This window comes from Acidovorax sp. GBBC 1281 (genome assembly GCF_028473645.1).
Lineage (GTDB): Bacteria > Pseudomonadota > Gammaproteobacteria > Burkholderiales > Burkholderiaceae_C > Paracidovorax.
Genome location: NZ_CP097269.1, coordinates 2,452,400 through 2,465,777, shown reverse-complemented (window position 1 = coordinate 2,465,777; position 13,378 = coordinate 2,452,400). Strand labels below are relative to the sequence as shown.

The following is a 13,378-nucleotide window of genomic DNA, read 5'->3' as shown; positions in this document are numbered from 1 at the left end:
GCCGACCGGATCATGGCTATCTTCGTGCCCTGTCCGGGGCGGTTGGGTGGTGTGGCGCACCGGGTACATTTGCCGTGGCGCCGGGCGGGAGAGGTGTCTGCTCCAGCTACGGGCTGGGCGGAAGGCCTGTGCGCACACTCCAAAAACCAATTCATAACAGGGTAAGAAATGATCAAGTCGTTGGCTACGGCCATCTTGGGCATCAGCATGTCCATGGCCCTTTGGGCCCAGGCGCCGGAATCGCAGCAGCGCCAGGAAAAACTCGCGGAGCAAGTCAAGGCACTGCACTGGATCGACCAGGGCCAGGGCGAAATCGGCAGTAACGCCACCGTCAAGATCCCGAAGGGATACGCCTTTTTGGACGACAAGGACACGGCCAAACTGCTGCAGCTGTATGGCAATCCGCCCACGCCGAACCATTACCTGATCGCCCCGCGTTCGCTGGACTGGTTCGCGGTGTTCTCGTTCGACGATACCGGCTACATCAAGGACGACGAGAAGATCAACGCCCCCGAACTGCTGTCGTCCATCAAGGCCGCGGATGCGGAGGGCAACCAGTAGCGCAAGAAGCTGGGCATGGAGGCCCTGTACACCGAGGGCTGGCAGGTCGAGCCGCACTACGACGCGCAGAGCAAGCGCCTGGAATGGGGCCTGCGCCTGCGCGATGAAAGCGGCCACCAGGCGATCAACTACACCTCGCGCATTCTGGGCCGCACCGGCGTGATGAGCGCCATCCTCGTGTCCGATCCCGAAAACCTCGCGAAGGACACCGAGCAGTTCAAGCAGGTGCTCACGGGCTTCAACTACAACAGCGGCCAGACCTATGCCGAGTTCAAGAACGGCGACAAGCTCGCCAAGATCGGCCTGGGTGCGCTGGTGCTGGGCGGCGCGGCGGCCGTGGCGTCCAAGAAGGGCCTGTGGACGGTCATCGGCGGTTTCATCGCCGCGTTCTGGAAGTTCCTGCTCGTCGGCGTGGCCGCCGTCTTCGGTGCCATCGGCAAGCTGTTCGGCCGCGGCAAGAAGGAAGCCTGAGCACGTCGCCCGCTACGCCCCCTCGCCGCCAACCCCCGTCCCCCCGTGTTCACGCTGCTGGGCCCCGAAGCGCAGGTGATGCTCGCCATCTGCGCCTTCTACGGGTATGACGCCTGCGTGCCGATGGCCGCAAACGCCGGCCTGCTGCGCCGGGGCCGGCGGCGTTGGCACGGATTGCTGGCCACGCAGGGTTTCGAGGTCCGCTGGGCCTACCTGGCCTGGCCTGCTCTGCTGCTGCCGCACCAGCCGGTCTACACGCTGCGGTGGGACGCGGAGCGTGTCCACCTGCCGGGCAATGCGCGAGCCACGGAGGACTTACGCCAGCACGCCACGGGTTTCGCCGGCTTCGCGTGGCCGCTGTATGGCCTCGGAGCCACCCTGTTCATGCTGCTGCCTGCGGCGCTGCTCCTGTGGCCGAGCGAGGCCGCGCAACTGGGCTGCCTCGCGCTGATCTACGGGTTCGCGCTCTGGATCGCGCTGCTGGCCCTGCGGCAGGGGCGGCGCGGCCATGCGCCAAGGCACACCGCGCGCTCGGTGGCGGTGCAATCGATCCTGTGCCCGCCGTTCGCGCTCAACGCCGTGCGCAAGCTGTCCATCGCCTACTCGCCCCCTTGCGATTGCCTGCAGGCGGCCCATGCTCTGCTGGAGCCCGGTGCGTGGCGCGACTTCGCGGAGCGCGCGCAGGCCGTCGTCGAAGCGGGCATGGACCAGGCGCACGCCGAGGACAATCCCGAGGCGCAGCAGCGACTCAGCGCAGCCCTTGGCGAGCTGCAAGCCAGCATCGCCGCCAGTGCGGATGGGCATGTGCAGTAGCCCAAAGCCGGCATCTTCACGCACTGTGAGACCATCGACACACGCAGCCTGCGCGCTGGCCTTCGGCTGCGCGTTGGACGGTTTTTAGGCGGAGATCGAACCATGCATCGGGTGACACTGAGTCCTCGCGCTTTCACCATCCCCCAGTTTTTGACGCCCGCCGAATGCGGTCAACTCATCCAACTGGCGCGAGACACGGGTTTCATCGCGGCGCAGGTGCGCACCCACGGTGGGCCCCGACCCATGCCCCAGGTGCGAAACAACCAGCGCGCGATGGTGGAAAGCGCCAGTTGGGTGGCGCTGCTGTGGCAACGGCTGTCGCAGGTGGAACTGTCGGAGATCGAGGGTGCCCGCGCCGTGGGCCTGCCCAAGGACCTGCGCTTTTACCAATACACGCCCGGCCAGCGGTTCAAGATGCACAAGGACGGGCCGTGGCAGGAAGGCGGCCTGACCAGCGCGCTGACTTTCCTCGTGTACCTGAACGAAGGCTTCGAGGGAGGCGCCACCGACTTCAAGACCTTTCAGGTGCAACCCACGCAAGGCATGGCCCTCCTGTTCATCCACGACACCTGGCACGAAGGCGGCACCCTGGTGCAAGGCACCAAGTACGTGCTGCGTTCGGATGTGCTGTACGCCAGGCACCCGGCCACCGTCTGAACCGGCTGGGCCGCCCTGCATGAAAGGTGCAGACATCAGCCCCCTCGCCCTGCCGCGGCCGCCAGTGTCTGCCGGATGCCTTGCGCATAAGGCGTCTTGTGGATCGGCCCCAGCAGTTCCTGCAGGGCCGAGTCGTCCATGAGCACCGGGTCGGTGAGCAGGTAGTGCATCTCCACCATCTCGCGCATGAACGGGTTGAACAGGCCGATCAGGCGCAGCATCGTCTTGCCCACCACCCGCCGCTTGAGCGCCATGCCGGTCTGGCGCTCCATTTCGGACACCATCTCACGCTGCGTCGTCACGCCGGCTCCGCCCAGGTTCCAGATCTTGCCGAATGCAGCGGGGGTGTTCGCCAGCTGGACGACCACCGGGCCCACATCCGGCACGTAGACGAACTCGTGCGGGCGGTCGATGGGCCCCACCATGTCGGCGGTGCCGCCCTGCACGGCAGCCTGTGCGGCCCCATGCAGCAGGCTGGCCTGCACGCCGGGGCCATAAAAATCCGGCAGGCGCAGCACCGTCGCGCGGATGCGCCCCTCGGCATGGGCTTGCATCACCAGGTCTTCCTGCGACTTGCGCATCCGGCCCTTGAACGTCTGCGGCGCCCGGGGGTGGTCTTCGCGCACCGGCTGTGTCCGCGGGCGGCCATACGGATACACCGTACCGATGAGAACGATGTTCCGGACGCCGGCCGCGATGGCGCCCGCCAGCGTCTTGCGCATCACTTCCGGGTGCAGCTTGAACTGCCAGTAGTTCACGCCCACCATGTAGACCAGCGTCTCCACGCCCGACGCGGCCGCTTGCACCGAAGCCGGGTGGTCGGGATTCCAGGTCACGATGTCGGCCAGCGGATCGGCGCCGAAAGCCTGGCTCAGGCTGGCTCGGGTCCGGCCGACGACGCGATAGGGCTGGCCTCTGGCGCGAAGCGCAGCGGCGATGCTCTGTCCAATGGCGCCTGCGGCGCCGAAGAGTGCGATGGGGGGCATGGTGGTGTCCTGCTGAATCGTGGACCGCCGGTGCTTCAGCGGTGCGAGCCTGCAGTTTGCGAGCGGGGTGGGCAAAAGAAAATTGCCTAAAATCGCATCCCCACTATTCATCAATGCATACCATGGCCGATCCCGAACCGAGTTGGGAGTGGTACCGGACCTTCCTGCAGGTGCTGGAAACCGGTTCGCTGTCGGCGGCCGCCCGGGCGATGGGCTTGACGCAGCCCACCGTTGGCCGCCATGTCGACAGCCTGGAAAACGCCCTGGCCTTGAAGCTGTTCACGCGCTCGTTCGATGGCTTCAAACCCACCGAAGCCGCGTTGGAGCTGCAACCCTATGCGGCCGGCCTGGCGTCCACCGCGGCTGCGCTGCGCCGCGTGGCCAGCAGCCATGGATCCGGCGTGCGCGGCACGGTGCGCCTCACGGCCAGCGAGATCGTCGGGGTCGAGGTGCTGCCCCCGATTCTGTCGGCCCTGCGCAGCGCACACCCGCAACTGATCATCGAGTTGGTGCTGTCGAATGCGGCGGACGACCTCCTGCACCGGGAGGCCGACATTGCCGTGCGCATGTTCCAGCCCACACAGGACGCCCTGGTGGCCAGGCGCATCGGCGCCGTGCGACTGGGGCTGTATGCGCACAAGCGCTATCTGGCGGCCCACGGTGTGCCGAAGTCGATGGACGACCTGGCCGGCCACGCGATGATCGGGTTTGACCACGAGACGCCCTTTCTGCGCAGGATGCAGGCGCATTTCCCGGTGTTCGCTCGCCCCGGGCTCGCGTTTCGGGCAGACAGCGATCTGGCGCAACTGGCAGCGATCCGGGCAGGCTTCGGCATCGGTGCCTGCCAGGTCGGGTTGGCGGCCCGGGACAAGTCGCTGGTGCGCGTGCTTCAGCCGGCGTTTTCGCCCGCGCTGGACACCTGGATCGCCATGCATGAGGACCTGCGCGAGAGCCCGCGCTGCGCTGCCACCTTCGCCGCGTTGGCGGCGGGCCTCACGCGCTATATCCAGATCGGTTGACGCGGCCCACCCACGAAGCGCGCTGCGGGCCTCCCGCGCAGAGGCATGAGCCCTCTACCGGGCTTCAATCCGGCGCTTTGTACACCAGCACCTTCAGGGCCCGCTCCGCCTGCACGTCCGCGAACACCGCGGGGTTGGCCAACCGCTCCACCAACGCCAAGTCCGGCGCCAGCGCCTGCATCTGCCCTTTCAGGAAATCCAGGCCCAGCTCCGGCGCATTCAGGCACAGCAGCGCGTGCCCGCCCGGCGCCAGCAGGTCCGGCAGCCGCCGCATGAGCCGCGCGTAGTCCTTGGTGGCGACGAAGCTGCCCTTCTGGTAGCTGGGCGGGTCCACGATCACCAGGCCGTAGGGGCCGCCGCGCGTGATCTTGCCCCAGGTGCTGAAGATGTCATGGGCCAGAAAGCCTGCGCCCGTGGTCAGTCCATTGAGCTGGTGGTTCTGCTGCCCGATGGCGATGGCGCCGTGGCTCATGTCCACGTTCACTACCTGCCGGGCGCCTGCCTGCAGTGCCACCACCGAAAACGCGCAGGTGTAGGCGAACAGGTTCAGCACCTTGGCACCGCGCAGTTCGCGTGCCTGGTGCGCTGCAACGCATTGCCGAACCCAGCGCCGGCCTTCCGCCATGTCCAGGAAAAGGCCGTGGTTCTGCCCCTTGAGCACGTGCACGCGAAAGCGCGCGCCCTGCTCCGTGACCACATGCGGGTCCGGCACGGCGCCTGCCATCAGCCTGGTTTCTGCGCGGCCCTGCAACCGCAGTGGCTCGTGGCGGCACTGGAACACCCAGTTCAGCGGCTCGCCCGGCGCGATCGCCTCCCATCGGCTTTGCAATGCGGCGCCGATGGTGGCGAGGTCTTCTTCGGCCACGGGCTGGAAGCTGGTGAGCACGAAGACCGGCGGGTAGGCATCCAGCGACCAATGTTCGCAGCCGGGAAACCGGCCGCCGCGTCCGTGGAAGATGCGCTGGGCGTCCGTGGGGAGGGCCATCGTGGCGATGGCGTCAAGCAAGGGTTGCATGGTGCAATTGTGGCAAAGAAACCAGGGCGAAAAGCCCTCCGCCGCTTGCCGATCCGAACCCACCAGCTACCAATTCCATAGCAACCGCCATCCCTGGTGTGCCCACCCATCGCGTTCGCGGGCCGGTGCGCCAACGAACTGCGGCCACTCCGAAGCGCAGGGCCGCCTGCTCACGCTTTCACCCTGGCCATCCCTTGCCCGGCCCGCCCCGCGAGCGCATCGGATCAGTCCACCGACGCGCCGGACTGCTTGACGGCCTTGCCCCACTCCACGATTTCGCGGGCGACGAACTGGTCCATGGCCTCGGGCGTGCTGGGCGACGGCTCGGAGCCGCGGTCACGGATGAACTTCTGCATCTCGGCACTGGAGAGGATGTCCACCACCTCGTGGTTCAAGCGGTCCACGATGGCACGCGGCGTGGCCTTGGGTGCCATCAGGCCCAGCCAGCCCACGGCTTCAAAGCCCTTGAACTCCGGCAGGCCGGTTTCGGCAATCGCCGGCACGTTCGGCAACTGGCTGGAGCGCGTGGCAGAGGTGACACCCAGCGCAACGGCCTTGCCCGCCTGGATGGTGGCCAGGCCCGCCGTCACCGAATCCACCATCAAGGGCACCTGCCCGCCGATGAAATCGGCCTGCGCCGGCCCGCTGCCCTTGTAGGGAATGTGTTCGATCTCGATCCTGGCACGCGCCTTGACCATTTCCCCGCTCAGGTGCTGCGTGCCACCGATGCCTGCGCTGGCATAGCTCAGCTTGCCCGGCTCGGCCCGGGCCTTGTCCACCAGGTCCTGCATGGTCTTGATGCCGGACTGGGGGTGCGCCAGGAACACCAGCGGCACCTTGGCGACGAGGCTGACGCCCTGCAGATCCTTGCGCGGATCGAAGTTGACCTTGCGGTACAGCGTCTGGTTGACCGCCATCGCGCTGCCGGCCATCACCAACGTGTAGCCGTCCGCCTTGGCGCGCACCACCTGCTCGGTGCCGATGTTGCTGCCCGCGCCGGCCTTGTTGTCCACGACCAGCGGCTGTCCCAGGCGGCTGCCCAGCTTTTCTGCCAGCGCCCGAGCGAAGATGTCGGTGGCCTGGCCGGGCGGAAAGGGAACGACCAGGGTGATGGACTTTTCGGGCCAGGCCGCCATGGCGGCACTGGACAGCGCCAGCAGAACGGCCGGCGCGCAGAATTTCAATCGCATGGGGAAAGGTCTCCTGTGGTGGATTCGAGTCCATCGCAGCGCGTGACGGCAAGTGCATTGTTGCGCCGGGCCCGAACTTCGACCCATGATAGGCCGCCGCTGGCGACCCCTCGGCGCCTCCGCCCCGGCCAATCGCGACCTTCCGGCCCATGAAAAAAGGCAGCCGAAGCTGCCTTGCAGAATGCGGGCGCCGCAGTGGCGCCGGACTCACTTCTTTTGCGGCGGCACGTCCGTGCAGCTGCCGTGCGCGATCTCGGCCGCCATACCGATGCTCTCGCCCAGCGTGGGGTGCGGGTGGATCGTCTTGCCGATGTCCACCGCGTCGGCGCCCATCTCGATCGCCAGGGCGATCTCGCCGATCATGTCGCCGGCATGCGTGCCGACCATGCCGCCACCCAGGATGCGGCCGTGGCCATGGGCCTCGGGCGAATCGTCGAACAGCAGCTTGGTCACGCCTTCGTCGCGGCCGTTGGCGATGGCTCGGCCGGAGGCGTTCCAGGGGAACAGGCCCTTCTTGACCTTGATGCCTTGCGCCTTGGCCTGGTCTTCCGTGAGGCCCACCCAGGCCACTTCGGGGTCGGTGTAGGCCACGCTCGGGATCACGCGGGCGTTGAAGGCGGCGGCTGCCAGCTCCTTGTTGCCCTGCAGTTCGCCGGCGATGACTTCCGCCGCCACGTGCGCCTCGTGCACGGCCTTGTGCGCCAGCATGGGCTGGCCCACGATGTCGCCGATGGCGAAGATGTGCGGCACGTTGGTGCGCATCTGGATGTCCACGTCGATGAAGCCGCGGTCGGTGACGGCCACGCCGGCCTTGTCGGCGCCGATCTTCTTGCCGTTGGGCGTGCGGCCCACGGCCTGCAGCACCAGGTCGTACACCTGGGGTTCCGGCGCGGTGCCGCCCTCTTGCGCTGCAGCGAACGTCACCTTGATGCCCTCGGGCGTGGCTTCGGCGCCCACCGTCTTGGTGTTGAGCATGATGTTGTCGAAGCGCTTGGCGTTCATCTTCTGCCAGATCTTGACGAGGTCGCGGTCGGCGCCCTGCATCAGTCCGTCCATCATCTCGACCACATCCAGGCGCGCGCCGAGCGTGCTGTACACCGTGCCCATTTCCAGGCCGATGATGCCGCCGCCCAGGATGAGCATGCGCTTGGGAACCGACTTGAGTTCCAGAGCGCCGGTGGAGTCCACCACGCGCGGGTCCTTGGGCATGAAAGGCAGGTGCACAGCCTGCGAGCCGGCGGCGATGACGGCGTTCTTGAAGGCGATGACCTTCTTGCTGCCGGTCTTCTCCTGGCCCGTGGCGCCCGTGGTCTCTTCCACTTCGAGGTGGTTCGCGCCCACGAACTGGCCCACGCCGCGCACGGTGGTCACCTTGCGCATCTTGGCCATGGCTGCGAGACCGCCCGTCAGCTTGCCAATGACCTTTTCCTTGTGGCCGCGCAGCGTGTCAATGTCCACCTTGGGCGCACCGAAATCGATGCCCGCCGCCTTCAGGTGGCTGACCTCGTCGATCACCGCCGCCACGTGCAGCAGCGCCTTCGAGGGGATGCAGCCCACGTTCAGGCAGACGCCGCCCAGGGTGGCGTAGCGCTCGACCACGATCACCTTGAGGCCCAGGTCGGCCGCACGGAACGCGGCGCTGTAGCCGCCGGGGCCACCGCCCAGCACGAGCACGTCGCAATCCAGGTCGACCGTGCCGCCGTAGCTGGCCGCCGGAGCGGTTGCTACGCTTTTTATAGCAGTATGCCCTAGTGTTGATTGTGCTGGAGCCTGTTTTGGCTCAGAAGCTGCCGCAGGCGCTGCTGCGGGTGCGGGCGCCGCGGCCGGCGCACTGGCGGCGTCGGACGCCTCCAGCGTGAGCAGCGCGGAGCCTTCCGCGACCTTGTCGCCGATCTTGACCTTGAGCTCCTTCACCACGCCGGCATGGCTCGACGGGATTTCCATCGATGCCTTGTCGGACTCCACGGTAACCAGGCTCTGCTCGGCCTTGATGGTGTCGCCGGGTTTCACCAGCACTTCGATCACGCCCACTTCGGCGAAGTCGCCGATGTCGGGCACCTTGATGTCGATCACTGCCATAGGGGATGCTCCTTTACAGCAGGATGCGGCGGTAATCCGCCAGCACTTGGCCGAGGTAGGCGTTGAAGCGCGCGGCGCTGGCGCCGTCGATCACGCGGTGGTCGTACGACAGCGACAGCGGCAGCACCAGGCGCGGCACGAAGGCCTTGCCGTCCCACACCGGCTTCATCTGGCCCTTGGAGAGGCCGAGGATGGCCACTTCGGGCGCGTTGATGATGGGCGTGAAGTGCGTGCCGCCGATGCCGCCCAGCGAGCTGATCGACATGCAGCCACCCTGCATGTCGGCTGCGCCGAGCTTGCCGTCGCGGGCCTTCTTGGCCAGTTCGCCCATTTCCTGGCTGATCTGGAGGATGCCCTTCTTGTCGGCATCTTTCAGCACCGGCACCACGAGGCCGTTGGGCGTGTCCGCCGCGAAGCCGACGTGGTAGTACTGCTTGTAGACGAGCGTATCGCCGTCCAGGCTGGTGTTGAACTCAGGGAATTTCTTGAGCGCGGCCACCACGGCCTTGATGACGAAGGCGAGCATGGTCACCTTCACGCCGGACTTCTCGTTCTCCTTGTTGGTGGAGACGCGGAAGGCTTCCAGCTCGGTGATGTCGGCCTCGTCGTTGTTGGTGACGTGGGGAATCATCACCCAGTTGCGGTGCAGGTTGGCGCCGCTGATCTTCTTGATGCGCGACAGGTCCTTGCGCTCGACCGTGCCGAACTTGGCGAAATCCACCTTCGGCCAGGGCAGCAGGTCCAGCCCGGCACCGGAGCCGCCACCACCGGCCGGGGCCTTGGCGGCCTGGGCCTTGGTCTGCGTGGTGCCGCTCATCACCTGCTTGGTGAAGGCCTGCACGTCGTCCTGCGTGATGCGTCCCTTGGGGCCGGAACCCTTGAGCTCTTCGAGCGGCACGCCGAGTTCGCGGGCGAACTTGCGCACCGAGGGGCTGGCGTGAGGCAGGCCGACGGGCGCGGCGCCCGGGGCGTGCGGCGCGGGCGCTGCAGCCGGCTTGGCGCTGGCCTGGGGCGCAGCCTCTTCGGCGGCCGATGCTTTCGGCTCGGCCTGCGGTGCGGGGGCCGCAGCTGCAGGCGCAGGGGCCGCAGTCGCCGCGGGGGCTGCACCTGCGGCGCCTTCCATGATCGCCACGAGATCGCCCACGTTGAGCTTGTCGCCGATCTTGACCTTGAGTTCCTTGATCACGCCGGCCGCGGGCGACGGGATTTCCATCGACGCCTTGTCGGATTCGACGGTGAACAGCGACTGCTCGGCCTTGACCGTGTCGCCCACCTTGACCAGGAGTTCGATGACCGCCACGTCCTTGAAGTCGCCGATGTCGGGCACGTGCACTTCCACGGGGCCCGACGCAGCGAGCGCCGCTGCCGGTGCGGCGGCGGGTGCCTCGGCAGGCGCAGGCGCGGATGCGACCGATTTAGTAGCGCCGCCCCCTGGTTCTGATTGCGCTGGAGCCGGTTTTGACTCAGAGGCTGCCTCGCCAGCGGCCTCGACCACCACGATGACCGAGCCTTGCTTGACCTTGTCGCCCACCGCGACCTTCAGTTCTTTCACCACGCCGGCGTGGCTCGATGGGATTTCCATCGAGGCCTTGTCCGATTCCACCGTGATGAGCGATTGCTCGGCCTTGACCGTGTCGCCGGGCTTGACCAGCAACTCGATCACGCCCACTTCGTCGAAATCCCCGATGTCCGGGACCTGGATATCTACCAATGCCATGTTTATGCCTCCTGCCGAGCCGCCTCAAAGGAGGCATGTGCCCCCTTGGGGGGCAGCGAATGAATATGAGCGTGGGGGTTCACCGTGCGTCTCCGGTCGGTGTTTACGCGTAGAGCGGGTTGATCTTGTCGGTGTTGATGCCGTACTTCTGGATCGCCTCGGCCACCTTGGCTGCCGGCACCACGCCGTCGTCCGCCAGGCCCTTGAGCGCCGCCACGACGATGTAGTGGCGGTTGATCTCGAAGTGCTCGCGCAGCTTGCGGCGGAAGTCGCTGCGCCCGAACCCGTCGGTGCCCAGCACCTTGTAGGCGCGGCCCTTGGGGATGAAGGGGCGGATCTGCTCGGCGTAGGCCTTCATGTAGTCGGTGGAGGCGATGACCGGGCCGGTGGTCTTGGACAACTGCTCCTCCACGAACGGCACGCGCGGCGTTTCGGTGGGGTGCAGCAGGTTCCAGCGGTCGGCGTCCTGGCCGTCGCGGGTCAGCTCGTTGAAGCTCGGGCAGCTCCACACGGAAGCGGCCACGCCCCAGTCCTTTTCCAGCAGTTCCTGCGCGAAGAACGACTCCCGCAGGATGGTGCCGCTACCCAGCAGTTGCACGGTGGGGGCGTCCTTCTTGAGGGCCGGGGCCTGCTTGCACAGGTACATGCCCTTGATGATCTGCTCTTCGGTACCGGGCTGCAGGCCGGGCATCGAGTAGTTTTCGTTCAGCAGCGTGAGGTAGTAGAAGACGTTTTCCTGGCGCTCCACCATGCGCTTCATGCCGTCGTGCATGATCACCGCGACTTCGTGGGCGAAGGTTGGGTCGTAGCTCACGCAGTTGGGGATGGTGCCGGCCAGGATGTGGCTGTGACCGTCTTCGTGCTGCAGGCCTTCGCCGTTCAGCGTGGTGCGGCCCGAGGTGCCGCCCAGCAGGAAGCCGCGCGCCTGCATGTCGCCCGCCGCCCAGGCCAGGTCGCCGATGCGCTGGAAGCCGAACATCGAGTAGTACACGTAGAACGGCACCATGATGCGGTTGTTGGTGCTGTACGAGGTGGCGGCCGCGATCCAGCTGCTCATGCCGCCGGCTTCGTTGATGCCTTCCTGCAGGATCTGGCCGGCCTTGTCTTCCTTGTAGTACATGACCTGGTCCTTGTCGACCGGGGTGTACTGCTGACCGTGCGGGTTGTAGATGCCGATCTGGCGGAACAGGCCTTCCATGCCGAACGTGCGGGCCTCGTCCACCAGGATGGGCACCACGCGCGGGCCCAGGGCCTGGTCGCGCAGCAACTGCGTGAGAAAGCGCACGTAGGCTTGCGTGGTGGAGATTTCGCGGCCTTCGGGTGTGGGCTCGAGGATGGCCTTGAATGTTTCCAGCGCGGGCACGGTGAAGCTCTCGTCGGCCTTCACGCGGCGCTTGGGCAGGTAGCCGCCGAGGGCCTTGCGGCGCTCGTGCAGGTACTTCATTTCGGGGGTGTCGTCGGCCGGCTTGTAGAACGGCAGGTCGGCGATCTGGCTGTCCGGAATCGGGATGTTGAAGCGGTCGCGGAAGGCCTTGATGTCCTCGTCGCCGAGCTTCTTGGTCTGGTGGACGGTGTTCTTGCCCTCGCCGATCTTGCCCATGCCGAAGCCCTTGACGGTCTTGACCAGCAGCACGGTGGGCTGGCCCTTGTGCTCGTTGGCGGCGTGGAAGGCGGCATAGACCTTCTGCGAATCGTGGCCGCCGCGGCGCAGGTTCCAGATCTCATCGTCGCTCATGTGCTCGACCATCTTCAGCGTGCGCGGATCGCGGCCGAAGAAGTGCTTGCGCACGTAGGCGCCGTCGTTGGCCTTGAACGACTGGTAGTCCCCGTCGTTGCACTCCATCATGATCTTGCGCAGTGCGCCGTCCTTGTCGCGCGCCAGCAGGTCGTCCCAGCCCTTGCCCCACAGCAGCTTGATGACGTTCCAGCCGGAGCCGCGGAACTCGCTCTCCAGCTCCTGGATGATCTTGCCGTTGCCGCGCACCGGACCGTCCAGGCGCTGCAGGTTGCAGTTGATGACGAAGATCAGGTTGTCGAGGTTCTCGCGGGCGGCCAGGCCGATGGCGCCCAGCGATTCGACCTCGTCCATCTCGCCGTCGCCGCAGAACACCCAGACCTTGCGGTTTTCGGTGTTGGCGATGCCGCGGGCATGCAGGTACTTGAGAAAGCGCGCCTGGTAGATCGCCATCAGCGGGCCCAGGCCCATCGACACCGTGGGGAACTGCCAGAACTCGGGCATCAGCTTGGGGTGCGGGTAGCTGGACAGGCCCTTGCCGTCCACTTCCTGGCGGAAGTTGAGCAGTTGCTCTTCGGACAGGCGGCCTTCCAGGTAAGCGCGGGCGTAGATGCCGGGCGACACGTGGCCCTGGATGTACAGCAGGTCGCCGCCGTGGTTTTCGCTCTCGGCGTGCCAGAAGTGGTTGAAGCCGGCGCCGAACATGTTGGCCAGCGAGGCGAACGAGCCGATGTGGCCGCCCAGGTCGCCGCCTTCGGGCGGATGGTGGCGATTGGCCTTGACGACCATGGCCATGGCGTTCCAGCGCATGTAGGCGCGCAGGCGGCCTTCGATTTCCAGGTTGCCGGGGCAACGGGCTTCCTGGTTCGACTCCAGGGTGTTCACGTAGCCGGTATTGGCGGAGAAAGGCAGGTCGATGCTGCTTTGGCGGGCATGTTCGAGCAGTTGCTCGATCAGGAAGTGGGCGCGCTCTGCACCTTCCTTGTCGATGACGGCGCTCAGCGCATCCATCCACTCACGGGTTTCCTGCTGATCGGTGTCGGGGGTGGACGACGCCGGGTTTCCGGCCTGGGGGTCGGTCTGAGCTGACATGCCTGTCTCCTTTATGGGTGCTGGCGTTGGAAATTTCGGGCGA

Annotated in this window: 9 protein-coding genes and 1 pseudogene; 4 read left to right on the top strand and 6 right to left on the bottom strand. The window is 66.5% G+C overall.

The genetic code is table 11. The features are described 5' to 3' along the window. Nucleotides 1-168: 168 nt before the first annotated feature. The 3 genes and pseudogenes from M5C96_RS11290 (at nt 169) to M5C96_RS11280 (ending at nt 2,502) form a co-directional block, all read left to right on the top strand. Nucleotides 169-1,032, top strand: a pseudogene (locus M5C96_RS11290) (DUF2167 domain-containing protein). A gap of 45 nt (nt 1,033-1,077) precedes the next feature. Next, nucleotides 1,078-1,845, top strand: a complete 768-nt coding sequence (locus M5C96_RS11285; RefSeq protein ID WP_272569149.1) for a hypothetical protein — start codon at nt 1,078-1,080, stop codon at nt 1,843-1,845. Nucleotides 1,846-2,088: 243 nt separating this feature from the next. Next, nucleotides 2,089-2,502, top strand: a complete 414-nt coding sequence (locus tag M5C96_RS11280) for a 2OG-Fe(II) oxygenase (protein ID WP_272569148.1) — start codon at nt 2,089-2,091, stop codon at nt 2,500-2,502. Between the two features lie 35 nt (nt 2,503-2,537). On the opposite strand, the gene M5C96_RS11275 is transcribed toward M5C96_RS11280, so the two are convergent. Beyond that, on the bottom strand, nt 2,538-3,488 hold the full coding sequence (locus M5C96_RS11275) for an NAD-dependent epimerase/dehydratase family protein (protein ID WP_272569147.1): 951 nt from the start codon (nt 3,486-3,488) through the stop codon (nt 2,538-2,540). A gap of 122 nt (nt 3,489-3,610) precedes the next feature. Between M5C96_RS11275 and M5C96_RS11270 the strand changes: the two genes are divergently transcribed. Further along, nucleotides 3,611-4,507, top strand: coding sequence for a LysR family transcriptional regulator (locus tag M5C96_RS11270; protein ID WP_272569146.1), 897 nt, complete (start codon nt 3,611-3,613; stop codon nt 4,505-4,507). A gap of 64 nt (nt 4,508-4,571) precedes the next feature. Here the strand turns inward: M5C96_RS11270 and M5C96_RS11265 are convergent, their stop codons facing one another. From M5C96_RS11265 to aceE, 5 genes are all read right to left on the bottom strand, one after another. Continuing rightward, a complete protein-coding gene (locus M5C96_RS11265; protein ID WP_272569145.1) occupies nt 4,572-5,522 on the bottom strand; it encodes a class I SAM-dependent methyltransferase in 951 nt (316 codons plus the stop codon). Between the two features lie 224 nt (nt 5,523-5,746). Further along, nucleotides 5,747-6,712, bottom strand: a complete 966-nt coding sequence (locus tag M5C96_RS11260; RefSeq protein WP_272569144.1) for a tripartite tricarboxylate transporter substrate binding protein — start codon at nt 6,710-6,712, stop codon at nt 5,747-5,749. 207 nt (nt 6,713-6,919) lie between these two features. Next, nucleotides 6,920-8,791 carry a dihydrolipoyl dehydrogenase gene (gene lpdA, locus M5C96_RS11255; protein WP_272569143.1) on the bottom strand — a complete coding sequence of 624 codons (1,872 nt, stop codon included), beginning with the start codon at nt 8,789-8,791 and terminating at the stop codon, nt 6,920-6,922. A 13-nt stretch (nt 8,792-8,804) separates the two neighbouring features. Further along, the gene (aceF, locus tag M5C96_RS11250; protein WP_272569142.1) at nt 8,805-10,508 is read right to left on the bottom strand and encodes a dihydrolipoyllysine-residue acetyltransferase; all 1,704 of its coding nucleotides are present in this window, start codon (nt 10,506-10,508) and stop codon (nt 8,805-8,807) included. Between the two features lie 103 nt (nt 10,509-10,611). Then, a complete protein-coding gene (aceE, locus tag M5C96_RS11245) occupies nt 10,612-13,335 on the bottom strand; it encodes a pyruvate dehydrogenase (acetyl-transferring), homodimeric type (RefSeq protein WP_272569141.1) in 2,724 nt (907 codons plus the stop codon). Nucleotides 13,336-13,378: the final 43 nt, after the last annotated feature.